The organism is Roseibium sp. JB4-4 (assembly GCF_055693425.1).
In genome coordinates this window covers 672,807-697,194 of record NZ_CM146333.1, presented here as the reverse complement: position 1 = coordinate 697,194, position 24,388 = coordinate 672,807, and the positions used below count along the sequence as shown (strand labels likewise).

Here is a 24,388-nt window from a genome sequence, read left to right as displayed (position 1 = left end):
TCTTCGTCCTCTTGAAAGAAGACGTACCCCCTTTGGCAATTCAATTCTGTAATAAACGTCACAGGAACTGGCATTCCGAGTTCCCCAACCCCTGCACGCGGGAGCCTGCTTGTTTCAAATGGAAAAGCTCCCTGGAATCCAGGAACGACTATAGACAATCAAGTTGGAGAACGCCACGATTGCACGCACAATTTACCAGCAAAATTTGCAATGGGTTAAGCTGGGTACCCCGAGGGCAGGGGGTTGCGCCAAGGAGACGTTGCCAGAGCCGGGTCTTAAGTCGCCATCAAGAAGGCTGACCGCCGATTTGTGACTGCTGTCACGTTATTGGCTTGGGAAGCTCTGTTAGCCTTAATATCATTGCAACTGTTCCGTCCGGCTGGCTCTGACGACGAGCCTGCAAGATAGGGAGACCGTTTTATGGCTGGAAGTGCTGATATCCTCAAACACATGCTTGAAGAGCATGTCGAAGTGTTTCGCGAAGCAGCAATGCTTTATGAAGCTGCGATTTTGGTTCGGCGCACAAACACGGCAACGCTCCAACATATCGGCAAGGACTACGCGTCGCCCAAGCGTCTCGACTGCAAGGCGAAGACCGCCGATTTCGATGTACTGCCAATAGGCAGCAAACCATCGGCGGCAAAACGTGGCTGTATTGCCGGTCTGGTGGTTGATCCGACGATTTTCGGACCGTCTGCTTATAAGGAGGGCCGCTACGCCAAAGCTGTTGGAGAATGGAACAATTTCAAAGCCAAGCTTCGACCGGAGATGGACAGTTTCTTTCAACAGCAAACGCTGACCTATATTCCCCATGGCGGGCTCTATTTCGTCGAGCTTAACCCTAAAGATCCGTACTACGGCTGCGTGAAATTCGCCTCGAACTCTCTTATTCGCGCGGGAAAGTGCATCCACGGGGATTTCGACCTGTATGGCATCGTGGACATGAAAGCACCGGAGAGGCTGTTGCGCGTGAAGGAGGAGCGTTTGGGCATGGAGCATGCACGGTCGCCGAAATTCTTCGATGTGCAGCACTATGTGAACAACAAAATTGGCGTCACCATGGTTCTTCACGGCTCACAGGAAACATACGCCAGCGAACATGAAGATGATGAACTGGATATTTTCTTTCCAAATGGCCGGATTGCTTTTGCAGGGCCGACGGGCGCTGATATCGCCGAGTTCTATCAGACCGAGTTTCCGGGAAGAACGTTGTTCAGAAAAGATGATCCGGCCATTGAGATCAAAAGAAGGTACGTTTCCCCAGGTGAGTTTTGACACCACACCAGGCAATAACGGCTCGAAATTTCCTAGAGAAAAATGGCACGCCCAACGGGACTCGAACCCGTGTTTCCGCCGTGAAAGGGCGGCGTCCTAGACCGCTAGACGATGGGCGCGCGGTCGACACAGCTGCGTCGTGGGGAGGCTTATAGGCGGGAATGCTCACGCCCGCAAGAGCCTTTGCGACAATTTTTTGCAAGCCCGGGAAACCGGGCTTGCATATGTTGAAAACCGACGTGAATTACCACTCGCCGGTATTTGTCATTGAGGCCCAAGGCTCTTTGATTTCAAGGGCTTCGCCTTTTTGCAGCAATTCAATTGAAATGTTGTCCGGCGAACGAACAAATGCCATGCGGCCATCGCGCGGCGGCCGGTTGATCGTAACGCCCTGTTTTTGAAGGTTGTCGCAGAAATCGTAAATATCATCGACTTCGAATGCGAGATGACCGAAGTTTCGCCCGCCGTCATAGTCCTCCGGATCCCAATTGTAAGTGAGTTCCAAAAGAGGTGCGGCGTTGGCCTTGCCGGCTTCAATATCTTCAGAGCCGGCTAGAAAGATTAGAGTGAAACGACCCTTTTCACTTTCATGGCGGCGCAGTTCTTTCATCCCCATTTTGTTGCAGTAAAAATCAAGGGAATCGTCAACATTGGTGACCCGAACCATTGTGTGCAAATAACGCATATCCTACCCTTTTCCCAATCGAATGAGGTTGTCTGAAAGGCGAGTGACCGACCCATGAAGACCATCACAGGACTGGCCGAAGCTCGCAACTATGTCGCACAATTCAAGCGCGGTGCCTACCACCGGATAGTCGCTCTGACTGGTGCAGGCATTTCGACAGAATCCGGCATTCCGGATTTTCGTTCGCCTGGCGGGATATGGTCCAAACGACAGCCGGTTCAATACCAGGATTTTGTAAGGTCGGAAGAAAGTCGGCTGGAAGACTGGGACCGTCGTTTCGAGATGCAGGATTACTTTCAGAAAGCTTCGCCGAATGCGGCACACCTGGCACTGAGTTCATTGGCTAAAGACGGGTGTCTACAGCGTCTGGTGACGCAAAATGTCGACGGACTTCATCAGAAAGCAGGATTTCCTGACGAAAGGCTGATTGAGATTCACGGGAACTCCACATTTGCCTCATGCCTTTCCTGTGGGGTGCGTGCGGCACTGGAAGACCAACGAGATACAGTTGAAATCGGCCGCAGCCCTGTTTGTGCGAGATGTGGCGGGTTGTTGAAGGCTGCAGTTATCAGCTTCGGTCAACGGATGCCGGAGGCGGCTTTGCAAAACGCGGCGGCAGCTGCACAGGAATGCGATCTCTTTCTGGTCCTCGGATCATCTTTGGTCGTACACCCGGCAGCTCAACTTCCGGCATTGGCTGTAGAGACCGGTGCAGAACTGGTGATTCTCAACGGAGAAGAAACGCCGCTCGATTCTTATGCTTCAACAGTCATTCGCACACCTTTGGCACAGACTTTTGCCGAATTTGATGAAGAATAACGGAAAATCGAGCAAATGGTCTGTGGTTAGTTCGACAATTTCCCTTCTCGACACAAAGCACAATGTTATCCTTTTGTTAGGAATCAGCTATCGGGCGAGTCGATTTTTTGCCTTTAGCTGAATGATGCGGACCAGAGACGGGACAAATGGCTATGGGGGTTAAAACCGCAGGGGAACCCCGCGCACTCGATACAATGACGGAAGATGTTGCCGTTGATGTTTTCGAGATCGCCGGAACGATTAAATGGTTCGATGTCGGTAAAGGCTACGGCTTCATTGTGCCGGACAGCGGTGAAAGCGACATCCTGCTCCACGTTACCTGCCTCAGGCGGGATGGTTATCAGACCGCCTATGAAGGCGCACGAGTTGTATGCGAGGTGCTTGACCGGCCTCGAGGACTTCAGGCGTTTCGCATCCTTTCCATGGATGAAACGTCGGCAACACATCCCTCGCAGCTCCCTCCGTCCAGAACGCATGTTCAGGTCGTACCGGAAGGCGGTTTTGAAAAGGCGACCGTCAAATGGTTCAACCGTGTGAAGGGGTTCGGCTTTCTAACCCAAGGCGAGGGGTCTGAGGACATCTTCATTCACATGGAAACGCTTCGCCGCTTTGGAATTACCGAGTTGCGGCCTGGACAGGACGTTCTCGTCAGGTTCGGGAATGGACCCAAGGGTCGTATGGCAGCTGAAATTCGGCCAATGGGTGCAGGAACTCACATCCCGGCGTCTCATTGACGACAAGTCAGCTTACCTGAATTCAAGGGCCGGACATGTTCCGGCCTTTTTGTTTGGCAACGGTCTCGTTGTGTATTCCAGAAGCGCTGCAATTTCCGGCGAACGGAGCTCAAACGTATGATTTTCCCCCTGCGGCTCGCTCGGTCGTCTTATCGTTTTTAGTTTTGTTTGTGGTGATTGGGATCTCGCCTGCAAAGTCTCAGGAAGACGTTGCTCCCTTGCCGACAGAAACACTGATCGTTCGCTCCGGCGACAACGAGCACACATTCATAGTAGAGGTCGCATCCACGGATCGGCAGAGAGCCCGAGGCCTCATGTTCCGCGAAGAGATGGCCGCCGATCATGGAATGCTGTTTGTTTTCGAAGGTGAGGGTGAGCGATTTTTCTGGATGAAGAACACTCCGCTGCCACTCGATATTATCTACATCGATGCCAAAGGGTGGATTGTGTCGATCGCAGCTGACACGACCCCGTTTTCTGAAGACGTCATTCCTTCGCGCGAGCCTGCCAAATATGTGCTTGAGCTCAATGCAGGTCTTTCCGCCAAGCTGGGGTTTGAACCTGGAGACGGCGTTTCCAGCCCTTCTATGATGACTGAATAGTTTCTTCTGGAAACGGTAGACAAGGTGAGCAGCGGAAATTTAACGCGTATCGCTGCTTGAGCGTTACTTTGACGCTTACGGAGCGTATTGCTTTAGGTCGTTTTGCCTTGTGAATTTTCCGAATTGGAACCAGGTCAGTCTTCAGACCTCGGCATCAGGAAATTTGTGATTTCAATCACCATTTTATTCGACCTTGCAATGCTACGTTCGCCGTGTTGATCGACAGATTGTTGGTCACGCCGTTGGCGGCACCTTACCCATGGAACAATTATCGAATGCCAGCTTAAGCAGGCAAGTTCCTGGCTGGCAAAACACCTGGCTTTCCGCGCATGAATTGAAGTCGCGAACGTTTAGATGATTTTGAGAAACAGCTCTTCTTTCTGGTGCTGATTTCGACCGACTTTTTTGTATTTGAGAGTAAGCAACATGAGTTCCATTTTTCCCGGTGCCGCCCGTAGCCCTGCGCCCGGCGTGCCCAAGATGAAAAAACCGAAATCCTTGATCTCAACCTGGCCGCCGAAAGACGCCGCTGCTGCCAGATGGGCAACCGACGGAAATTTCTGGACGCATGCGCGCGCCGTTGGACGCCAGAACCCCTGGGACTTGATCATTTTCAACTTCCAGACCCAGGACCCGCTCGAAGTGAATTGGTACCTACAAAACGCGGTCGGATGCTGGCGCCTTGACCCCAGCGGGAATTTCAAGTTCGACAGTTCTCTAACAGCTGATGGCAAGGACGGAATAATATACGTCCCATCATCTAGTTGGGTCCCACCTGCACATTTCAGCAAAGGGTCGGGCGCAGCAACTTTCATGGCAGGTGTAAACAATTCCGCCGCAACGATTCTTAGGGATTTATCCCGAAGAATGCCCACGATCAGTCATGGTGCGACAACCATGCGTGCACAGGACTATCGCAAGATTGCTGAACTGATTGAAACCAATGCAATTACAATTGACGTCGATCCTGACCTGGGAGGACGCGGGGGATACCTGGACGATGAAAAAGCGATCAAGTTGCGATTTATGCCGAGGATAGGCAATGCGCGTCATGCCAGTACACTCGCAAACGAAGCTGTCCACGCAGCGACCCATTATCACGAAATACCGCACAACATGTTGAAAAACGAATACGTCTCAACTGTTGCCGGTGCGGTTGCAATGGGCGTAACAAGTGAGCGTGTCTTGCGGCGTTACATCAATCCTCGGCACTTCAAGAACTGGGGTTACTACTATTCAGGTTGGGTCTGGCTCAACGACTTCAAACCTCGTGGCGGCTGGTCGATTACCCTCGATGACCTGGACCATCAGTTCGAGCACCCATATTTGTCAACCACAGCCAACCCGGTGAGCGAGCTCAGGGTTTCGATGGCAGGCAGCTATGGTTGGAAGGGGAAAGTGGAAATCATACCTGAGTGGGACTGACCATCTGCCGAAGATGGCAGGACACTTTACGGTTGGGGCCTCTTGTGTGGTCAAACACAGAATTCGACGCGGAACCCGATCTAGCTCCAAGAAGCTTGATGCTTGGTCGGTTATGAAGGCATCAGGTTAGAGCAGTTTCCTGCGCGGTCTCTCGGAATATTAGATCGAGAGATGAGGGAACGAGCGTTCGATGCAGCCCAGAGTTCGATTGGCCTGTTGGACTTCTTTCCACAAGCCTTGGATTGCTCTTAAATTCTTCGCCCTTGACGCCAACGCCGAACGCGGATACACCCCTCGAAATCAACGGATCGGGGTATAGCGCAGCCTGGTAGCGCATCTGGTTTGGGACCAGAGGGTCGCAAGTTCGAATCTTGCTGCCCCGACCATTTTTCCCAAAATATTGGTTTGAACACAGGACTGCGCCATCGTGGTGTCGGGACTTCTGGCTTGTGTTTGTTGACGCGATTCTTTCTTTGCACGGGTTGGGCGCAACGGCGCATGCATTGCTGCTGCTATTCATAGGGCAATCATTGATAATGCCGGGATAACTTGGCGCGCTCACACAAGCGACCTTGTGCATCGCCCTTCAGAAGAACACTCTGGCACTCCGACAAATTTGATCCTTCAGGGAGGCGCCTTCACAAGCTGGACGGCGCCAGGCAGGGCAGATGGGACCGGACCCGGACGAGCAGGGCACGCTGGAGATATCCGCGGCCATTGCCGCCATTCAAACCAGAATTCATAAAACCGGGCTGTCCTTGAAGGAGAGCGCGGATTTTGGGCTATTTGAAAAAACGATCCGATCCACCGAAGACAAATACCTAATGGAGGATTTCTCGCCCAGGTTCTTCGATCTCCACGGGGCAACTGCATTCTGGATCGGTGCATACAACAGCAGTGGCAACATAGTTTCCGTCCAGGCAGCCAAGGTGGAGGACCTTAAGGACAGGAGCCTGGCCGATCATTGGCAACAGCAGCAGCGCCGGATGTTCGTCGACCCGAACCCGCAGGTTCGTTTTGGCAGTGAGCATGCGCACGACGCCTATTTCATGCGCGGCCGGATCGTCTATCACGGAAACCTATGGCTGAGAGGTGACATTCGGGGCAAGGGACTTGCTGAGCCTCTCACGCAGCTTGGTTTCCTGGTCTCTTTGCTGAAGTGGTCGCCCGACTACCTTTACGGCCTTATGGCTTCCAAGGCTGCTGAAAAGGGCTTTGGCGTCCGGGTGGGATATCGCAGGTTCGTTCCGAGGGGAACACATTGGCATATCGCGCCTGGCCACATCAGACCGGATGATTGGCTCGTGTATTCGACCAGGAGCGACTTGTTCGGCTTGGCGAAATTAATCATCAGGACTTTGGCTGAAGATCCTGAATGATGCCGAGATAGGCGCAGATCCGATAGTTGGCTCTGATGTGAGGGCGCACGGCGATAATCAGTCGCTCGAACGCAATCTCATATTCTTGTCCATCGACGGAAATGGGTGTTCTGGCGTAGCCATAGTAGGGCTTGCCCGAGAGAGCGTTGCGATAGCCCTCGGCTGACGCTCTTTCAAGATCGGCATCAGGCGTGCGAAGAGCTGCGTTGGAACGCGTCGAAGTTGCCCAATCGTCTCCAAAAAGCTGACGTTGCCCGCTTTCCTTGCCAACGTAAAAGATAGGCGGCGGCGCAAATTCCGTGACCTTGTCCGAACACAGGCTGAGGTGCGGTAGAAAAGGTTGCATGGTCTGTCTGAAGCTGCCGTCAGCGGAAGTCATGACCGCCTCGTAGAAGGCGGACAGCAGCGGGTCCGCAAGGCCATTTTCTATGGCCTCGATCCCGAGTTCCGTAAAGACTGTCTTTGGGCGGTTCAGCAATTAAATTCCGTTGTCAGTTCAGAGTTACCGATTGAAGGCTTTTAGAAGCAGGGACATGACATTAAGGAACTCATCCTGCTTTTCCGGGCTAAGGTCAGCGACTTCGGACACACCATAGTCCAGCGTGAGGATCATGTCCCACATTTCAGTCAAGTTTGCCTTGTCGATCGCTGACTTCAAATTGACTGGTTTGGAGGCGGCCGGCTGAATGTGCTCCGGTACTGAGGCGCCCAGGTTTTTGAGAAACGGGTAATGCATAAGCCATCCTGTTGTGTTGTTCTTTTTGGTCTCGGCATACCTTGGTGACAAGACCGGCTGTATCACGCATCTGTTTGTGCATTTGTCTAAGACGTTCCCTTTTGATTGTTGTGGTTTTTTCAAAAGGTCACGTTAGGAAAGTTGATAGCACAAGTTGCAGCTTTCGTCATCTCACGTCGCGTCACAATCCAACGAGTGGTAAACGTCAAATTGGCAATTCGGTTTGTTTTTGGGGTGTCGACAACAGGCTAAGTGTTGACTTCCTTCCAAAAGGCAGGAAAAAGCTTCTGAAGAGAAGTGATACTCTGCGAAATCGTTTAAGGGCACACTCACATGGTTGCGCGCATCTACCGTCCGGCGAAAACCGCCATGCAATCGGGCAAGGCAAAAACCCATCGTTGGGTGCTGGACTATGAGCCGGAAGCCGCCAAATCTGTAGAGCCGCTTATGGGCTATACTTCTTCATCTGACATGAAACAGCAGATCCGGCTCTATTTTGAGAGCCAGGAAGAAGCCGTTGCTTACGCCAAACGTCATGGAATTCCATATCGGGTGGAGAAAGCTCAAGAGCGCAAAGTGCGTGGCGCTGCCTATTCAGACAATTTCAAATTCAACCGGGTAGCTCCCTGGACGCATTGAGGTGTCACAGGCTTCTGGACATGGGTTGATGTAGCCTAGTTCCGGATTGTTTGTTGAAATTGGCCATGCCTATTCAATTCCGACGTTGTTTTCAGTCGCACAGTGAATTATCAGCTGCAACAGAACAGGTAACATGGCCCCGTAGCTCAGCTGGATAGAGCGCTCGCCTTCTAAGCGAATGGTCGCAGGTTCGAATCCTGCCGGGGTCGCCACTTTTTTCATTCTACTTTTAAGGGACATGCCAGGCGGTATTCCGCTCCGGTCCCAATCTTTGTTCTTAGAACAACTTTACCAAAAAAATGCCGCACGCCGAAAAGGCGCGCGGCAAGATGTTGCTGCTTCCAAGGTGGACCCGTCAGGCGTTTTCCGACTTGGACGTTTCCACACTTTGTTGCCCCACCATAAGCGGTGTGATCTTCGTCTTCAGGAGGCTGTCGAGATCCTCAGTTCCATCTTCCAGCGACTGCAGAGCCATGTCGAGGAAGTAGGAGCAGAAAGTCCGCCCGTCCTTGTCCGATTCCTTCTTGGTGTACCGGATCATGCGTTTAATCGCTTCAACTGCCGGTTCCTGTTGGGATTCGGTAAGGTCCGGTTTGCTGACTGTCTTTGACATTTTACTACCCACCAGTATTCGATTCGCCGTTTGCAGCTTCGCGCTGCGGTGACCATCCATATAAATCATGCTGTTGCGGCGTGAAATAAGCGTGATAAGCTATTACTGTGTTTGCGGTTGCGTATTATCCGCGGTTGCGTGGCCACGACAAAACCGATGCTGATGTTCAAATACGGGGAATTGATGGCAAAGGCGTATTGTTTCGCTTGCCTAGGACGGCCCTTGCTGATGAGCAAGGACTTGGAGCCGGTTGCAGTCAAGACCCGTAAAGCCTTGGCAATCATGGCTTACCTGAGCCGAATGAGTGGCCTCACTGCACCCCGTGAAACCCTGGCCGATCTGTTGTGGAGTGGCACCGACAGGCACAAGGCCATGCAGTCCATGCGCCAGGCGCTGAGACAGCTCAAAACCGCTGAGGAAGCCGCAGGCGTCGATGTTGTGCGCTCTTCGCCTGGGCATGTTCAGCTTGAGCCTTCCGCTTTCTACACCGATTTGGATGAAGTCATGGGCCTGCTCGAAAAGGGGCGCGCTTCTGATTTTCGTGAAGCCACAGATTTGTGGCGAGGCGAGTTTCTGGCAGGTTTTGAGGACATTGATCCGGAACTTAACGACTGGATCCAGGTTGAACGCGAACGTGTTCGTTCTGAAGTTTCGACAGCCGCTTTTCGGCATCTCGACGAGTTGTCCGTTGACGACGGTGGACAGAAAATCGAGGCTGGAGGCAAGTTCCTCCTTACCATAGACCCTGCGTTTGAAGCTGCCCACCGTTTGCTCATCCGGCTGTACAAGAAGCTCGGACAGCCTGAACGCGCAGAACAGCAGTTCAAGACCTGCGAACGCGAAATGCGCCTTCATCTAGATGCGGAGCCGGACGAAGAAACCAGAGCGCTTTTGGTCGCGGAAGAACCCGATGGTCAAAGAGCCGGATTTTCGCACCGTCCTGGGGACGTAGGCGCGACCCATAGCGTACTCTCGAACAACGAAGAGATCGTCAGGCTTCCAGAGATCTCAATCATTTCCTCATCGCTTCATAAAAAGGGTCTGAACGACGCAGTTCATCTTCGCGAAGAGGTTGTTTCTGGCTTGTCCTCCTTCAAGTCTTTCGACCTTTATGAATCAGAGTATTTCGGCGAAGAAAACTTTCCAAAGCCTACACTGGTTCGTGGTCATGAATTGGGCAGTTATCTACTGCGCTTCAGACATGACGAACGCAGTGGAAAAGTTGCAATCCAGTTCGAAGATCGCGGCAATGGCCAGATAGTCTTCAATGAAATCATAGACCTCGGTCTCTGGGACGGCATCGCTCCGGCTGCAAGTCAGGTTGTAAGTCGGATCCACTCTTTTGCAACTTCCCGACTTAGAAACCCTGCTAACACATCCACATTTGCGCGTTGGTGCCAAGCCGAAGCATTGTTATGGGATTTCACTCCTCAGTCCGATGAGAAAGCAATGCGGTTGCTTAATGATTTGGAGCTCACCAATAGTTCGTTTTCGATGATCTATTCAGGTAAAGCGTCGATCATTATGAAGCAGGAACTGCATTTTCCTCTTCATGATAGGACAACCAAAGATGGCATGGGCACCCTGCTGAATATGGCTGAAAAAGCTATTATTCTTGATCCTTGGCAAGCAACAAACCAACGTGTCTATGGATGGGCTCTTATACTGTCCAATTTGCCGGACGAAGCGCGGCGTGCATTTCAAAATGCGGGAAGGCTGAGCTCGTCAGATCCAGCCAATCTCATGTCAGTGGCAGAGGGTCTGGCATTTTCTGGTGACGTGGACGAGGCGCGCGCGACAGCGGAAAGAGCCTTTAACTTGTTTTCATTCGTTCCGCGGGTCTTCTATGAGTATCTAGCTAACATCTACTTTGCGTCGGATGATTATGAAAGCGCAATCACGCAAATTGAGCGCGGTGCTGGATTAAGTGTCGGTGGTTTGACGACCCGTGTTGCAGCGTTGATGTGTTCCGGAAGGGAAGACGAAGCGTTGCAAACACTTCATCGTTTCACAGACCAGCGAACCGCCCTGCTGGACAGTGCGCCCGAATTTACAGCGGACCCAGTTACCTGGCGAACAAGAGTAAATTTTTTCCAGGACAAAACTGTTCGCCAAAATTTTGATAAGGGGGCGGCTCTTGTCCAAAAATTTCTATTTGAAGGAACAGGGTAGAACCGTAGAACCACCTACTGCAGCAATCTGCCCAGGTCAGAAAGATATTGAGGATTGGATTGCGCCAGTTTTTTGCCGTTTAATCTGAAAGGCAGCGCAATCGTCGGCAGGCCTGCTTCGGCTTCCACAGCTTTGAAGTTTAGAAGTTCAGTTGCTAGTGCAGGAAGCCCGATTTCCGAAAGCACTTTGTTTGGATTTTCAAATAATTTTTTTGAGAGTTGGGTCCAGGGACGCCTTTGCAAGCAACTCTCCCAAAGCTTTCGCATTTCTTTTATAGTATGGAAACCTGGCCATTTGACTAACCTTTTGGCAGCAGCCACCCGGGCACTATTGCCCGGGTAACAGTGCTGTTGGACTAAATATTACTCAGGCAGATCTTCGTAAAAGCAGCTGCCCAACGCAGCTTTGCCGAGCTCTTCGAAATAGGTTTCGTCGCCTGCAGCAACTCGGGCGGCATCGATTTCAGCCGGAATGACCAGGTGAACCGTGTCTGCGGTGTCCGCAAACAGCTGCACGTCTGAAGCGGCACCCAGTTCGCTAAGAACGGCCTTCGGATCATCAATCAACTTGGCACGTTCATCAGCATTTTGAATGATTGCACCAAGTTTAGCACCGAATTCCAGGTCTTTGTGAAAAGTAGTTTTGGCGTGCATAGTGAGCCTCCTGAAGTTAAAATTGCACCGCGTTTCGTTAAATGGTGGGATGGTCACGCGGCTATTTGAAAATCAGTCAAACTTTAGTAAAAGTTGGTGGGTAGTTTAACTTTACTAACGCTTGACTGATTTCGAGAATTACTAAATTCGATTTTAAGAAATGGCTCAATAGTAACTCAAATAATCTACAAGTGCTGCAATTATAGGGTGAAGCAAAGTATCCTTCGGATACTTAAATTTGGATGGTGGGTGTGTATGGAAGGAAAGTTGGACGGGTCCAAAAACCCGCCTGAGTGGCGAGACATGCCGGAGGAAATTCTCTCCGGTCTCCTGCGGGTCGGGTTGTTGCGTCTCGGGTCTGGTGCTGAAAATGCCGATTTCCAAATTGCCAACCAAAGCCTCTCCCTATTCTTTCCGTTTCTGATTTCTCACGACGTCAAAATCGTCCCGATGGACATAGGGTCCTGTCCTGTAGCGTTCTGCACAGGACTGTTGAATTTGATTGATCATGTTGAAGGTGAGGAGAAGGCGGCATCTCTAGCTCTCCCCGGTGGCGGTCAAGGCTGGACGCATCAAGATGCAGCCATGGGTTGCATTGGTGAATTGGCTGAAAGGGTAAGTCTTTGGACTCGTGGGTATAAAGACGGAAGAGTATTTTTAGGAGATGAAGAGCAACCAAAAGTAGCGTTTGCGGACGTGATCGGCCTCAGTGACCGTCAGGAGCGTGCGGCGAGGGAGCGGCTGCAGATGGAGGAGCGGGGTTCGACGCATGACGCAATGTGCTGGGAAGGTCTGTCTCGGAGGCGTGTATCGCTTAGAAACCTTACAAACAACGACACATTTCCGTTCCCCAGTATCGGAATATTGTTCAAGGAATTGGAACAAATAACTGGTTTCAGCTTGTCCTTCGCTTCCAGCGCTGGCTGCGCTGTGTGGCCGACTTTGAAAGGCGCCCGCGAAAGGGCTTTGAAGGAGTTGGTGGAAAGAGATGCTATCGCTCAGGCTTGGTACAACCGCCTGGGGATAACTCTCTTGAGAGAAGGTTTTTGAGTGAGATTTTGCGTGGTTCGTTGCTCGAATTTTTAAACCAAAGATCACGGCATTGGTGTGTTTTTTCGGTTGAAACCGACTTGGAGGTCCACGTCGCCTTGGCCGTTTCGCACAATGGTTCGGGTGAGCACTGCGTGATTGGTTCTGCAGCAGCTGGTACGCTTCTCGAAGCCAGCGAAAGCGCGCTGCAGGAAATGCTCCAAGCCGAGAATTCACTTGCCCTGATGGATAGGGCTTATCCAGTTCAACCAGAAAAAATCGGCTCGGCTTCGCGAGTGCCCCGCCAATTGGCCTATGCCCGCAATCGGTCGATCTTCAACGATCTGCCCCTGGAAAGTGCAGCGATAGCAGATGAGAGCCAGGCCGTTTTAAGTTTTTCCAGCGACGACCTGTTGCAAAGCTGCTTTGACCGTAATCTGCGTATCTTCGAATTCGATGCCACGCGTGAGGACCTGAAAATTCCCTGTGTGAAGCTCGTTTCGCCAGACCTGTGTACGTGGGAACCACGATTTGGCAAAAGGCGCCTCTTTGAAGGCGTTGTTGAGCGTGGTCTGCGGGCAGTGCCGGCAACTGAAGCAGAGTTCGCCTCGCGACCTTTTCCGTTTTAAACCGACTTGAGATACTCGATTGACAGGGCAGTGCACTGAGGATATTTAAAATATGACATTTGCACTCAGGTTTAGTGCGGCGTCAGGGCGGCTTCTAAGTTGTCCAATCTCTGGAAGAAACTCATGGTGGGGGTAACCCCGCCATTTTTTCTTTCATGGATTAGGGTTCAGGGTCTTGAATCCTAACGTGCCGTTGGTCGGCCATCCTCATTTGGGCGTGACAGTGTCATGACCCAGAAATTTCGCCATTTCCCGGTGTTGCGATTGGTTCGCGCAATGCCGACACGGGTCACATATGGATTGAGCAAGTTCTTGTTGTGCCCCTCAGACCCTTGCCATCCGCGGAAGGCGGCATTCAGATCCGCATATCCAGCGCCGAGATTTTCTGCCCCCGCATAATTGGCGTATCCGGCTTTATCCAGTCTTTGAGACAGGCCGAAAGCACTGTGTGCCCATGTGTCCATGCTGTCGCGCTCGGCAATGTGGCGCGCCATGGCCTGTGAAACGGAATCAAGTTCCGGATCGTGACGCAGTGGAGGGCGTCCGTTCTGTTGCCGGTAGGCATTTATCATCGACAGCATCTGAGATTTGTCGACAGCCTGATCGGTTAGAACGGTCTTGTCTTCAAGTTCGTTGCCGCCTGGCAAAGCGCCGCATGCCGTCAGAACAAAAGCCAGAACGATGAACATGCCGGGCAACAGGCTGTTTTTTTCGCACGGGCATTTCTCATCATGTTTCGTCACCCGGCCATACGACACCCTCATCGGCAAAGAAATGATGGGGCCCGGGGAACGCTTCAACATAGGCCATGTGAGAAACCACGCCCGTCGCTTCAGAATGGTAGTGAAGAAAATAGGCCGGGGGTTCGAAATTGAACAAGGCGGGCCCGTTTTCTGTCAGGTCGAGGACAACTTGATGGCCGGTACTGGGGGCAAGCGTCATCACCTTGCCGGCGAAACTGGCAATGATTGGCCGGTGAAGGTGACCACAGATGATTCTTTCAACATGTGCATGTGGCGCTATGACCTCCGCCAGAGCGTCCGCGTCAACCAGACCCATGTTGTCCATGTGAGCGATACCGGAAAGTGCGGGCGGGTGGTGCAGGGCAAGCAGTGTCGGAACCTGTGCTTCCTTCAATCGGGAATCCAGCCATGCCAGTTGCCAGGGGCCGAGCTCACCTTTCGGGCTGCCAGGCAAATGACTGTCCAGCGCGATCAGTTGAACATCTCCAACTTTTGCCGTGTAGCAAATTTTGCCGTCACCTGTTTCGGAAATACCCGGAAAATTGCTCATTTCGCGCCGCATACCGCTGGTGCTGTCATGATTTCCGGGCAACAGGAAGACCGGCATGTCGAGACGCGAAAGGAGCTCCCGTGCAACGGCATATTCCCGAGGGTCGCTGCGGTCGGTCAGGTCCCCGGTGATGACGAGAGCATCCGGTTGCGGGTCAAGAGATTTCAAGGCTCTTATGGCACGCTCGGCAAACATGTTCGTATCTGAAACCCGATAGCAAGCCAGGCCTCTTGGCCTCAGGTGCAGGTCGGTCATATGGGCAATCAAAGTCATGGGAAACCTTGGAACTCAGGTGAGAAAAAAACAAAAGGACGATAGCGAACGCACCGCTCAGAGCAAGCTCTTGTTTCCCTTTTTGAAAAGCTCATGTAGGAGAAGCTCTATGGCAACGGGCAGGCGGGCATGGCTTGAGAGAGACATCGGAATTGAAACCAGATGGCAGATGAAACTGTAAAGCCGAAGGACCAGGACGAGGCCTCCTCTGACGGGCAAGATGTGTCGTCTGGACACCCGCCAGTGAACGAGAACCTGGAAAAAGACACTCAAACCACGCTTCAAAAACCGAAGAAGCCAGTTTGGCTGCACATTTTCGGTCACGATATCACCGCGCCATTTCTGCTTCTTTTTCTGTCTCTCGTGCTTTTTGTCCCTGGCCAGTGGACGGTGCCGCCGCTTGATCGTGACGAGCCGCGCTTTACTCAGGCAACAAAGCAGATGCTTGAGACCGAAGACTATATCGATATTCGCTTTCAGGAGCAGGCCCGCCACAAGAAACCTGTTGGCATCTACTGGTTACAGGCCGCTGCTGCAAAGATTTCCGGACAGGATGCCGAAGCCCCGCTGTGGGTCTATCGTTTGCCGTCGATTATCGGTTCGACGATGAGCGTTCTCGCTGCCTTTTGGCTTGCACGGGCTTTCATGGGACCAGCCGGCGCATTGCTCGTTGGAGGGTTTACAGCTCTTGCCATTATTGTGGGCGTTGAAGCCAGGCTGGCGAAGACCGACGCTGTGCTGCTCGCAACGGTCATTATCGCGCAAGGGGCTCTTGCCCGGATTTGGCTGAAGCAGCAGAATGAACGGCTGTGGACCTTGAGTTTCGTATTCTGGACTGCATTTGCCGGCAGCATCTTGATCAAGGGGCCTGTCGGCCCGATGGTCGTCGGGCTCACGGTTGTAGGTCTCATGGCCATGAAGCGTCAGGTCGCCTGGTTCAAGGCTGCTTCTCCACTTGTCGGCATTGTATGGACCATCTTGCTCGTCTCACCCTGGTTGGTTGCCATCTGGATGGCGACAGACGGGGCGTTCTTTACCGAAGCGATCGGCAAGGACCTTCTCGGCAAGGTTCGTGAAGGACAGGAAAGCCACGGAGCGCCACCGCTAACACATCTTGGCGCGATGTTGGGCGTGTTTTGGCCCTTGCCCGCGTTCTTTTTGATTGCACTGCCCTTGATCTGGCAGGAACGGAAAAGCCCGCTGGTTGTATTTGCAATCGCATGGTTTTTGCCAAGCTGGGTGATCTTCGAGCTGGTTGCGACAAAACTGCCTCACTACACGATGCCACTCTTGCCGGCACTTGCCCTGCCGGTTGCCGCAGCCTTGATTGAGGGGGCTGGGACGAATTCCAGGAAAACCGTCCGCTGGATTGCGGCGGTACTGCTTGCAGCACCCGCGATCGGTTTGGCAGTTGCCGCATTTGCTGGACCTTTCGTGCTTGGTACCTGGCCGTCGCCACCTGGCGCTGTGATTGTCACTCTTGGCGCAATGTTCGCTTTGGCAGCGGCTTCGAGGATCCTTCGTGGTCCTGCGCTCTATTCTTTGCCGGCGGTCACAATGGCTGGTGTGTGTGCGGCCATCGGTGTTTGGGGTTTCGTAGGTCCGGCACTCACTCCGATCTGGGTGAGCCCGCGTCTTGTGGCAGCGCTTGACGAGATTCCGGGCTGCGCAGACGCTTCTCGCCGACAGGTGGTCACTTCTGGCTTCCACGAACCAAGTTTCATCTTCCTTGAGGGTACCGGGACACAGATCATTTCGCCCAAAAGTGCAGCGGAGTTTTTGAATGAAACAGCCTCTGCCGAAAAGGGATCTTGTCGGATCGCAGTCATAGAAAGCCGGGAAGAAGCAACGTTTTTGGCGGCTTCCAAGGAGATTGGTCTTGTGCCCGAGGTTCGAAAAAGGGTAGACGGCCTCAATATCAATGGTGGCGATGACGTCGATATCGCGCTTTATCAGAATGTCAAAGCGGTCACAGGTGTAGAAGAAAGCGATGCAGAACAGCAGTAACCATGTCCGGCATATTCTTGCGCGTATGCGGGGGAACATGCGTCGGGCTGCGATCCTGCTTTCCGGTCGAAAGGGCCGGGCGATGCAGAACCGCGACCCCTTGCCACCAGGACAAAGGCCTCAGGATATATTGGCCGTTTTGCTGCTGACCGTCGGGATCGCAGTGGTGGCGTTTGATATTCCGACCTATCCCTGGCTTCAATCTCTGCCGGGAGAATACAGATCTGCATTCCGCGCTGTTACCGACTTCGGCAAAGCAGACTGGATCCTGATCAGCACTGGCGTGACGTGTCTGTTACTCCTGGCTCTGGAAGCCGGTCGCTACGCCTTCCGGCTACGAATGGCGATCGGGTCGATTTTCACCTACAGCGCCTTCATATTTTATTCTGTTGCCGCAACCGGCCTATTGGCGATTGCCTTCAAATGGTCGCTCGGACGGGCAAGACCAAAGCTTTATGAGGAAGTTGGGCCGGTCCGGTTTGATTTCCTGGCGTTCGATGGAACCTTCACGAGTTTTCCTTCCGGTCATTCGACCACGGTCGCAGCTCTTGCAACCTCATTGGCTTTCATTTTTCCAGCCTATCGCTGGTTGATCATTGCTGCGGCCTTCTGGCTCGCTTTCAGCCGTGTCATGGTTGGCGCTCACTATCCAAGCGATGTTATTGCGGGAACCTTGCTCGGCATGACGTTCACATTTTTCACCGTCCGGGCCTTGGCGCGGCGCAGGATTGGCTTTCATCTGTCTGCTGCCGGAAAAATTGAGCCGAACATGAATGTAAGGTCTGCCAAGGCTTGCGTGCGGGCGGTGTGGCAGGTTCTGCGCGGTCAACGCGGAGCTGATCGCGTTCTGATGGAGCAGCCGGCGGCAGAACAGACGGAACGGACAAACGCATGACACAGAGTTATCTGGAAGCCGTCGCCGCCAACAAGGGGGCGCTGGCCGTTACGGTGGTGGTGCCTGCCAAGGACGAAGCCGAGAACCTGCCGATCCTGTTAAATGAAATCGAAGCGGCCTTGTCTGGCCATTCATTTGAGGTGATCGTCATCGACGACGGATCGTCCGACGGCACAGACATTGTTCTACAGGATTATGCAGCGACCCATGATTGGCTGCGGCCCGTTCGGCACGAAACGTCCTGCGGTCAAAGCTGTGCCGTCCGCACGGGCGTGTTGCATGCACGCGGAGATGTCGTCGCCACTATTGATGGCGATGGTGAAAACAATCCGGCCTATATTCCTGACCTTCTGGATGCCTTGAAAAAAGCAGGCCCAACCGTTGCTCTTGCAGCCGGACAAAGACTTGGCCGCAAGGCAAGTCTTGCCAAGCGCTACGCATCAAAGTTTGCGAACAAGCTGCGTGGAGGCATTCTGAAGGACAACACACGCGACAGCGGGTGCGGCCTCAAGGCTCTGCGCCGGGAAGTCTTCCTGCAGCTTCCATATTTTGACAGTTGGCACCGTTTCCTGCCGGCCCTCGTGATCCGTGAAGGTTATGGGGTCACGCATATCGATGTTCAGGACCGAGAACGTCGTCATGGAACTTCAAAATATGGAATTTTCGATCGCGCTCTGGTCGGTGTTCTGGACCTCTTTGGCGTTTGGTGGTTGCGCCGCCGCAGGAAAAAATTCCTCAAGTCCGACCCCTGACCTGATCCTCACCGCATTCTGGCTTCAAATAGACCAAGTTGCCGGGCAATCGGCATGAAGAACCTGACTGGACCCGCCTCATGAACGCTCTTGTTGACTGGTTAAATGCCGTTTTTGTCGAGCAATTCGATTTCTGGATCGTGCTGGGTTTTGTTGCCCAGTTCATGTTCATGATGCGCTTTGTCATCCAATGGATCGCATCCGAGCGGGTAGGGAGATCCATCGTGCCGGTCGCGTTCTGGTTCTTTTCCATTTCGGGTGGTTCCTTGCTCCTGGTCTACGCCATACAGCGTGAGGACCCGGTCTTCATTGCGGGGCAAGGGCTGGGCTTGCTGATCTATTTCCGAAATCTCTGGCTTATCTTCAAAGAAAAACGCAACGACCCAACGATTTGAAGCACGAATGCATCAGCGGTGCTTCTGCGCGTGTCCAGTGAAGGCAAAATATTGCGAAAACACCGTGAGCACTTGCTCACGGCGTCTTTGACATTTGGTCAATGCAAATGATCAGGCAAATGCCTGGGTCAAAGCCTGTTCCAGGTCTTTGATGAGATCTTCCGGGTCTTCCAATCCGATATGCAGACGAACCGATTGAAGGTTCGGATCAAACGAAGCAACGGTTCTTTGACCTTTCAATCGAACCGGAATGGCCAGGCTTTCAAATCCGCCCCAGGAAAACCCGAGGCCGAACAGTGTTAGCGTGTCCAGAAACTTGAACGCCTGCTCTTCACTGGTGCCTGTTACGAAATCAAAGGCGCAAAGTCCTGAACTGCCGCTGAAATCCCGGCGCCAGATTTCGTGACCTGGATCGCTCGCAAGGGCAGGGTATTTGAGAACGCCTATCTCAGGCCGTCCATCCAACCAATTCAATATTTCCATCGTGTTGCGCTGATGGCGCTCAAGCCGCACTGAAAGCGTACGAAGTCCGCGAAGACCAAGGAAAACGTCGTCTGGTGCCGCGTGGCAGCCCATGGCTCCATATAGAGTGTGGAGCTTGTCCCATGCACGCTCGTTTGCAGCCACAGTGCCCAACATGACATCAGAGTGACCGACGATATATTTGGTGCCTGCCTGGATCGACAGGTCGACACCGAGCGACAAGGGCTGGCAAAACAGTGGACTTGCCCAGGTGTTGTCCATCAGGACAGTTGCATCGATCGTCCTTGCCGCGGCGACGAGAACTGGAACGTCCTGCATTTCGAAGGTCAGTGAACCGGGAGCCTCTGTAAAGATCGCTGTTGTTTCCGCTCGAAACAGAGAGCTAATTTCTTCACCCACCGAAGGGTCATAGTATTCGACGGTGACGCCGAGCCCGGGGAGTACAGTGTCTGCAAAATGCCGTGTCGGTCCATAAGCGGTGTCGGCAATAAGGATATGATCACCGGCCTTCACGCAGGAAAGAATCGCAAGCGCGATGGCATTCAGCCCGGAGTTGGCAATTTTTACGCCCGCAGCTCCCTCGATCTCCGCGAGTGCACTTTCAAGGGCATCTGTCGTCGGATTTCCTCTTCGAGCGTAGGAATAGGTCTGTTGTCCTGTTACAAGAGTTTTGGCGTCGGGATAAAGAACGGTCGAAGCATGAACCACTGGGGGATTGACGAACCCGTGAAATGCTAGGGGGTCTCGACCGGCATGGGCAAGTTTGGTGTCGGCTTTAAGGGCCGAAGCGAATTTGTGCGATGACATGGATTCTCTTGAATGCTGTTCTGGGTAACGCCACAACCCGGTGGTGGGCGTGAAGTGACACTTTAGTCATTCGCCCTTCGCCTGCAACCGGGTTACGCACTCCAGAGTAGTAGGTGCGACTGACAAAACTCAAACTAAAGTTAACGGTGACGCTAGGGGAATTAAATGGATTGAACTCTTTTTGGGCATTGAATGATTTCGTTTTAGACATGTTCGTGTTTTGTGCAGCTGTTTCGGTGGCAATTGTTCCAAGGCACTAGAATTTTGAAGAGATAACTGCAGCAAGTACTTGACCCGAACGGCTAAATGCCATCGTATGGGGTCGTTGGGTTGGGACGGAAGACTTCTGGAGGAAACAGTCAGCAAGGCTGCATACTGTCCGGAAAGCGAGACAGGGAAGACGTCTTCCGAATAAGCCCGACAAGACAAAGTATGGGTAACAAATAAAGGCTGCATATCCATGTCCAATAAAATCCTTCCGCTCGTACTCGGCGCTGCCATGGGAGTCGCCGCAACGACGGCTGCAGGTGCAACGACGCTGGAAGACGTCAAGGCAAAAGGTTTCATTCAGTGTGGCGTGAGCCAGGGCCTGCCGGGTTTCTCTAACCCGGATTCACAGGGGAACTGGACCGGACTTGACGTTGACCTTTGCCGCGCAATGGCTGCTGCGGTATTCGGTGACGCATCCGCTGTTAAATTCACTCCGCTGTCCGCTAAAGAGCGTTTCACCGCTCTGCAGTCCGGCGAAGTTGACGTTCTGTCCCGTAACACCACGTGGACTATGTCCCGCGATACTCAGCTGGGCTTGAACTTCGCTGGTGTGAACTACTATGACGGTCAGGGCTTCATGGTTCGCAAGGACCTTGGCGTCACGTCCGCTCTGGAGCTCTCCGGCGCTTCCGTGTGCACCAACACCGGTACGACGACTGAGCTGAACGTTGCAGACTACTTCCGTGCGAACAACATGCCGTACGAAATCGTCGCTTTCGAAAAAGCCGACGAAGTTGTTGCTGCATATGACGCTGGTCGTTGCGACGTTTACACCACGGATGCTTCCGGTCTGTACGCTCAGCGTCTTAAGCTGGCCAACCCGGGCGACCATATGGTTCTGCCGGAGATCATCTCCAAAGAGCCTCTGGGTCCGGTTGTTCGTCAGGGCGACGATGAGTGGTTCAACATCGCGAAGTGGACCCTCAACGCAATGCTGAATGCTGAAGAGCTCGGTGTTACGTCCGAAAATGTTGATGAAATGAAGGCCTCCGACAACCCGTCTATCAAGCGTATGCTTGGTGCAGAAGGCGCGTTCGGTGAAGCTATCGGCCTGTCCAATGACTGGGCTTACAACATCATCAAGAACGTCGGTAACTATGAAGAGTCCTTCAACGCAAATGTTGGTCCGGACACTCCGCTCGGCATCTCCCGTGGTGTTAACGCACTGTGGAACGCCGGTGGCTTCATGTACGCTCCGCCGATCCGCTAATCCTCTTATGATTTGAGGATTTTAGGGGTTCCGGCGGTTTGCTGCCGGAACCCTCAATAAATTCCGCGCATCAAAACTGGAATAATCCAGTAACGCGTGGGGGAACAATCTGCTTTCGCCGACTGGGGAGCGCAACAGCGCAAGACGTGAAGCAGATATGGACACGTTGGAGGTGAGGCTTCGCGCCGGGCTCTTTCGTGACAACTTGGGCGAGGTTCTATGTCAGTAATGGAGCAGGACTCGGCGGGGGCGCCGGCGCGTGCTTCGCTGTTGAACGATCCCAAAGCCCGTGGCCTTTTTTACCAATTGGTATTGATCGTCGCGTTGGTGACTTTGGGATACGTCATCGTTACGAACACGATAGCCAACCTGGAACGGCAAAACATTGCCTCGGGTTGGGGATTTCTGGAAAACACTGCCGGTTTCGGCATTATTCAGTCTTTGTTTCCCTATTCGGAAACATCAAGTTACGGCACGGCCCTTCTGGTCGGTCTCTTCAACACTATTCTTGTCGCCGTTGTCGGCATCTTCTTCGCCACGATCTTTGGTTTTGTCATCGGGATTGCACGGCTCTCCAACAACTGGGTCATCAACCGGTTGGCATATTGCTATGTTGAGCTTGTCAGAAATGTCCCTCTGCTGCTGCAGATCTTTTTTGGTACTTCGCGGTTTTGCGCGCTGTTCCAGGAAAGCGGGAAAAGTGGTCGCTGTTTGACACCTTTCACCTGAATATTGGTGGCATGAGATTGCCAAAGCCGATCTGGGAAACTGGTTCCCATATGATCGGTATTGCGCTGATCGTGGCCATCATCGCATCAGTTGTCGTTTCCAACTGGGCCCGCAAGCGTCAGGAAGCCACTGGGCAGCAGTTTCCGATGTTCTGGACTGCTGTTGGCCTCATCGTCGGTCTGCCGTTCATAGCATATCTGGTTATGGGCATGCCGATGTATTGGGAGCATCCCAACTTCGTTGAAACCGGGCCGATCCTGCGTCGCGGTTTTGAGTTGAACGTCGGCATCAATGTCATTCCGGAGTTTCTGGCTCTGACGGCAGCTCTTGCAATCTACACCGCCGCCTTTATCGCCGAGATCGTGCGTGCCGGCATTCAGGCGGTCTCGCATGGCCAGACGGAAGCTGCTCATGCACTGGGGCTGCGCAATGGTCCGACCTTGCGTCTGGTCGTCATCCCGCAGGCAATGCGCGTGATCATTCCGCCGCTGACCAGTCAGTATCTGAACCTGACCAAGAACTCTTCTCTGGCGGTTGCCATTGCCTTCCCGGACCTCGTGTCCGTCGGCGGCACGGTTCTGAACCAGACAGGTCAGGCAATCGAAATCATCGGTATCTGGATGGCAGTTTACCTATCGCTCAGCTTGCTCACATCCGCCTTCATGAACTGGTACAACCAGCGCATGGCGCTCGTGGAACGTTAAGGAGCGCTTGATCATGTCAGACACAAAAATGTTCCATATAAGGACAGAGGAGGCGCCGCTGTTGCCGGCGCCGGTCTCGACCACCGGTGTTATCGGATGGATGCGGCAGAACCTGTTCTCATCCATAAGCAACACCATTTTGACGGTCATCGGCATTCTGATTGCCTATTCGATCGTGGCGCCCTTCATCCAGTTTGCGATTGTCGACGCAGTCTGGAACGGTGAAAACCGCGAGGCGTGCCTTCCGCAGGATGGTGCGCATGGCGGTGCCTGTTGGGCCTACGTTAAGGCCTATTTTCCGCAGTTTATCTACGGTCGGTATCCGACAGACGAAATCTGGCGGGTTAATGTCGTCTACGCGTTGTTCGTTCTGCTTCTGGTGCCGCTTGCCTGGCCGAGCGCTCCGTTCAAGCGTACCAATGCGATCCTGTTTCTGGTGGTCTTCCCGATCGTGGCCTACTTCCTGTTGACCGGTCTGGTCATTGGTGGTTCCGTGATCTTGCCGATCGTTGAAACAGCCCGTTGGGGAGGGTTGCTCGTTACGCTCGTCATCGCGGTGACGGGTATCGTTGCCTCGCTGCCCCTCGGGATTGCGCTCGCGCTCGGTCGTCGGTCAAAAATGCCGATCATCAAGATGGTCTCCATCATCTTCATCGAGTTCTGGCGCGGTGTCCCGCTCATCACGGTTTTGTTCATGTCTTCCGTGATGCTGCCACTGTTCCTGCCGGAAGGTGTAACCTTCGACAAGTTGTTGCGCGTTCTGATCGGCGTGACATTGTTCTCTGCAGCTTACATGGCAGAAGTGGTTCGCGGTGGTCTGCAGGCTATTCCCAAGGGGCAGTATGAAGGTGCGATGGCACTAGGACTGCGGTTCTGGCCGATGATGTATCTCATCGTTTTGCCACAGGCCTTGAAACTGGTGATCCCGGGCATCGTGAACACGTTTATCGGTCTGTTCAAAGACACCACGCTGGTCTTGATCGTCGGCATGTTCGATCTTCTTGGTCAGATCCAGTCGTCCTTCACGGATCCGACCTGGTCGACACCAAGCCAGGGCCATACCGGCTATCTCTTTGCAGCCATTGTGTTCTTCATATTCTGCTTCGGCATGTCGCGGTACTCCATCTTTATGGAGAACAAACTGCACACAGGACACAAACGCTAGGACCGAGTTTCCGGG

The 24,388-nt window shown here is 53.1% G+C and carries 26 protein-coding genes, 3 tRNA genes and 1 pseudogene; 19 read left to right on the top strand and 11 right to left on the bottom strand.

Annotated features, from left to right (window positions below; genetic code table 11):
- The first annotated feature begins 420 nt into the window (after positions 1 to 420).
- Positions 421 to 1,275 carry a hypothetical protein gene (locus ACZ1HV_RS03245; RefSeq protein ID WP_298820694.1) on the top strand — a complete coding sequence of 285 codons (855 nt, stop codon included), beginning with the start codon at positions 421 to 423 and terminating at the stop codon, positions 1,273 to 1,275.
- Between the two features lie 43 nt (positions 1,276 to 1,318).
- Here ACZ1HV_RS03245 and ACZ1HV_RS03240 read toward each other — a convergent pair.
- Together ACZ1HV_RS03240 and gloA are read right to left on the bottom strand one after the other, a co-directional pair.
- Positions 1,319 to 1,394, bottom strand: a tRNA-Glu gene (locus tag ACZ1HV_RS03240).
- 125 nt (positions 1,395 to 1,519) lie between these two features.
- A complete protein-coding gene (gloA, locus tag ACZ1HV_RS03235; protein WP_472717303.1) occupies positions 1,520 to 1,960 on the bottom strand; it encodes a lactoylglutathione lyase in 441 nt (146 codons plus the stop codon).
- 54 nt (positions 1,961 to 2,014) lie between these two features.
- Here gloA and ACZ1HV_RS03230 point away from each other — a divergent pair, with 54 nt between their 5' ends.
- From ACZ1HV_RS03230 to ACZ1HV_RS03220, 3 genes are all read left to right on the top strand, one after another.
- Positions 2,015 to 2,779, top strand: coding sequence for an SIR2 family NAD-dependent protein deacylase (locus tag ACZ1HV_RS03230; RefSeq protein WP_472717302.1), 765 nt, complete (start codon positions 2,015 to 2,017; stop codon positions 2,777 to 2,779).
- 152 nt (positions 2,780 to 2,931) lie between these two features.
- Positions 2,932 to 3,513: a cold-shock protein gene (locus tag ACZ1HV_RS03225; RefSeq protein ID WP_298820687.1), complete on the top strand. Its 582-nt coding sequence runs from the start codon at positions 2,932 to 2,934 to the stop codon at positions 3,511 to 3,513.
- A gap of 218 nt (positions 3,514 to 3,731) precedes the next feature.
- On the top strand, positions 3,732 to 4,115 hold the full coding sequence (locus ACZ1HV_RS03220; RefSeq protein WP_472717301.1) for a DUF192 domain-containing protein: 384 nt from the start codon (positions 3,732 to 3,734) through the stop codon (positions 4,113 to 4,115).
- Between the two features lie 350 nt (positions 4,116 to 4,465).
- On the opposite strand, the gene ACZ1HV_RS03215 is transcribed toward ACZ1HV_RS03220, so the two are convergent.
- The gene (locus ACZ1HV_RS03215; RefSeq protein ID WP_298820681.1) at positions 4,466 to 4,726 is read right to left on the bottom strand and encodes a hypothetical protein; all 261 of its coding nucleotides are present in this window, start codon (positions 4,724 to 4,726) and stop codon (positions 4,466 to 4,468) included.
- Positions 4,727 to 4,982: 256 nt separating this feature from the next.
- Here ACZ1HV_RS03215 and ACZ1HV_RS03210 point away from each other — a divergent pair, with 256 nt between their 5' ends.
- The 3 genes from ACZ1HV_RS03210 to ACZ1HV_RS03200 all read left to right on the top strand — a co-directional run bounded on the left by ACZ1HV_RS03210 (position 4,983) and on the right by ACZ1HV_RS03200 (position 6,919).
- The gene (locus ACZ1HV_RS03210; protein ID WP_472717300.1) at positions 4,983 to 5,540 is read left to right on the top strand and encodes a hypothetical protein; all 558 of its coding nucleotides are present in this window, start codon (positions 4,983 to 4,985) and stop codon (positions 5,538 to 5,540) included.
- A gap of 309 nt (positions 5,541 to 5,849) precedes the next feature.
- A tRNA-Pro gene (locus tag ACZ1HV_RS03205) sits at positions 5,850 to 5,926 on the top strand.
- A 282-nt stretch (positions 5,927 to 6,208) separates the two neighbouring features.
- The gene (locus ACZ1HV_RS03200) at positions 6,209 to 6,919 is read left to right on the top strand and encodes a hypothetical protein (RefSeq protein WP_298820678.1); all 711 of its coding nucleotides are present in this window, start codon (positions 6,209 to 6,211) and stop codon (positions 6,917 to 6,919) included.
- On the opposite strand, the gene ACZ1HV_RS03195 is transcribed toward ACZ1HV_RS03200, so the two are convergent.
- Both ACZ1HV_RS03195 and ACZ1HV_RS03190 read right to left on the bottom strand, forming a co-directional pair.
- On the bottom strand, positions 6,891 to 7,397 hold the full coding sequence (locus ACZ1HV_RS03195; RefSeq protein ID WP_472717299.1) for a hypothetical protein: 507 nt from the start codon (positions 7,395 to 7,397) through the stop codon (positions 6,891 to 6,893). The two genes, ACZ1HV_RS03200 and ACZ1HV_RS03195, sit on opposite strands and share 29 nt — an antisense overlap.
- Before the next feature lie 24 nt (positions 7,398 to 7,421).
- Positions 7,422 to 7,655: a hypothetical protein gene (locus ACZ1HV_RS03190; protein ID WP_472717298.1), complete on the bottom strand. Its 234-nt coding sequence runs from the start codon at positions 7,653 to 7,655 to the stop codon at positions 7,422 to 7,424.
- A 333-nt stretch (positions 7,656 to 7,988) separates the two neighbouring features.
- Here ACZ1HV_RS03190 and ACZ1HV_RS03185 point away from each other — a divergent pair, with 333 nt between their 5' ends.
- A complete protein-coding gene (locus ACZ1HV_RS03185; RefSeq protein WP_298820673.1) occupies positions 7,989 to 8,294 on the top strand; it encodes an ETC complex I subunit in 306 nt (101 codons plus the stop codon).
- Positions 8,295 to 8,429: 135 nt separating this feature from the next.
- Positions 8,430 to 8,506, top strand: a tRNA-Arg gene (locus tag ACZ1HV_RS03180).
- Positions 8,507 to 8,649: 143 nt separating this feature from the next.
- Here the strand turns inward: ACZ1HV_RS03180 and ACZ1HV_RS03175 are convergent.
- A complete protein-coding gene (locus ACZ1HV_RS03175; RefSeq protein WP_298820671.1) occupies positions 8,650 to 8,907 on the bottom strand; it encodes a hypothetical protein in 258 nt (85 codons plus the stop codon).
- Positions 8,908 to 9,411: 504 nt separating this feature from the next.
- Between ACZ1HV_RS03175 and ACZ1HV_RS03170 the strand changes: the two genes are divergently transcribed.
- Positions 9,412 to 11,079 carry a BTAD domain-containing putative transcriptional regulator gene (locus ACZ1HV_RS03170; protein ID WP_472717297.1) on the top strand — a complete coding sequence of 556 codons (1,668 nt, stop codon included), beginning with the start codon at positions 9,412 to 9,414 and terminating at the stop codon, positions 11,077 to 11,079.
- Positions 11,080 to 11,093: 14 nt separating this feature from the next.
- Here ACZ1HV_RS03170 and ACZ1HV_RS03165 read toward each other — a convergent pair whose 3' ends face one another.
- Both ACZ1HV_RS03165 and ACZ1HV_RS03160 read right to left on the bottom strand, forming a co-directional pair.
- Positions 11,094 to 11,321: a hypothetical protein gene (locus ACZ1HV_RS03165; RefSeq protein ID WP_472717296.1), complete on the bottom strand. Its 228-nt coding sequence runs from the start codon at positions 11,319 to 11,321 to the stop codon at positions 11,094 to 11,096.
- 120 nt (positions 11,322 to 11,441) lie between these two features.
- Positions 11,442 to 11,732: a hypothetical protein gene (locus ACZ1HV_RS03160; RefSeq protein WP_298820667.1), complete on the bottom strand. Its 291-nt coding sequence runs from the start codon at positions 11,730 to 11,732 to the stop codon at positions 11,442 to 11,444.
- A gap of 303 nt (positions 11,733 to 12,035) precedes the next feature.
- Between ACZ1HV_RS03160 and ACZ1HV_RS03155 the strand changes: the two genes are divergently transcribed.
- A complete protein-coding gene (locus tag ACZ1HV_RS03155; protein ID WP_472717295.1) occupies positions 12,036 to 12,782 on the top strand; it encodes a YcaO-like family protein in 747 nt (248 codons plus the stop codon).
- A complete protein-coding gene (locus tag ACZ1HV_RS03150; protein WP_472717294.1) occupies positions 12,665 to 13,390 on the top strand; it encodes a YcaO-like family protein in 726 nt (241 codons plus the stop codon). The genes ACZ1HV_RS03155 and ACZ1HV_RS03150 overlap by 118 nt, the downstream gene beginning before the upstream one ends.
- Positions 13,391 to 13,572: 182 nt before the next feature.
- Here the strand turns inward: ACZ1HV_RS03150 and ACZ1HV_RS03145 are convergent, their stop codons facing one another.
- A complete protein-coding gene (locus ACZ1HV_RS03145; RefSeq protein WP_472717293.1) occupies positions 13,573 to 14,133 on the bottom strand; it encodes a CAP domain-containing protein in 561 nt (186 codons plus the stop codon).
- Complete coding sequence (locus ACZ1HV_RS03140; RefSeq protein ID WP_472717292.1) at positions 14,120 to 14,956, bottom strand: phosphodiesterase; 837 nt, start codon at positions 14,954 to 14,956, stop codon at positions 14,120 to 14,122. The genes ACZ1HV_RS03145 and ACZ1HV_RS03140 overlap by 14 nt, the downstream gene beginning before the upstream one ends.
- Before the next feature lie 162 nt (positions 14,957 to 15,118).
- On the opposite strand from ACZ1HV_RS03140, the gene ACZ1HV_RS03135 reads away from it, so the two are divergent.
- The 4 genes from ACZ1HV_RS03135 to ACZ1HV_RS03120 all read left to right on the top strand — a co-directional run bounded on the left by ACZ1HV_RS03135 (position 15,119) and on the right by ACZ1HV_RS03120 (position 19,005).
- Positions 15,119 to 16,963: an ArnT family glycosyltransferase gene (locus tag ACZ1HV_RS03135; RefSeq protein WP_472717291.1), complete on the top strand. Its 1,845-nt coding sequence runs from the start codon at positions 15,119 to 15,121 to the stop codon at positions 16,961 to 16,963.
- A complete protein-coding gene (locus ACZ1HV_RS03130; RefSeq protein ID WP_298966066.1) occupies positions 16,947 to 17,858 on the top strand; it encodes a phosphatase PAP2 family protein in 912 nt (303 codons plus the stop codon). The genes ACZ1HV_RS03135 and ACZ1HV_RS03130 overlap by 17 nt, the downstream gene beginning before the upstream one ends.
- Entirely contained in the window at positions 17,855 to 18,610 is a 756-nt protein-coding gene (locus tag ACZ1HV_RS03125) for a glycosyltransferase family 2 protein (RefSeq protein WP_472717290.1), read from the top strand. The genes ACZ1HV_RS03130 and ACZ1HV_RS03125 overlap by 4 nt, the downstream gene beginning before the upstream one ends.
- Positions 18,611 to 18,690: 80 nt before the next feature.
- Positions 18,691 to 19,005 (top strand): lipid-A-disaccharide synthase N-terminal domain-containing protein, encoded by a 315-nt coding sequence (locus ACZ1HV_RS03120; protein WP_298820652.1) that lies wholly within the window; start codon positions 18,691 to 18,693, stop codon positions 19,003 to 19,005.
- 111 nt (positions 19,006 to 19,116) lie between these two features.
- Here the strand turns inward: ACZ1HV_RS03120 and metC are convergent, their stop codons facing one another.
- The gene (gene metC, locus ACZ1HV_RS03115; RefSeq protein ID WP_472717289.1) at positions 19,117 to 20,295 is read right to left on the bottom strand and encodes a cystathionine beta-lyase; all 1,179 of its coding nucleotides are present in this window, start codon (positions 20,293 to 20,295) and stop codon (positions 19,117 to 19,119) included.
- A 460-nt stretch (positions 20,296 to 20,755) separates the two neighbouring features.
- Between metC and ACZ1HV_RS03110 the strand changes: the two genes are divergently transcribed.
- The 3 genes and pseudogenes from ACZ1HV_RS03110 (at position 20,756) to ACZ1HV_RS03100 (ending at position 24,373) form a co-directional block, all read left to right on the top strand.
- A complete protein-coding gene (locus ACZ1HV_RS03110; protein WP_298820648.1) occupies positions 20,756 to 21,775 on the top strand; it encodes an amino acid ABC transporter substrate-binding protein in 1,020 nt (339 codons plus the stop codon).
- 228 nt (positions 21,776 to 22,003) lie between these two features.
- A pseudogene (locus ACZ1HV_RS03105) lies at positions 22,004 to 23,208 on the top strand (amino acid ABC transporter permease).
- A 13-nt stretch (positions 23,209 to 23,221) separates the two neighbouring features.
- Positions 23,222 to 24,373 carry an amino acid ABC transporter permease gene (locus tag ACZ1HV_RS03100; RefSeq protein WP_298820645.1) on the top strand — a complete coding sequence of 384 codons (1,152 nt, stop codon included), beginning with the start codon at positions 23,222 to 23,224 and terminating at the stop codon, positions 24,371 to 24,373.
- The last annotated feature ends 15 nt before the right edge of the window (positions 24,374 to 24,388 follow it).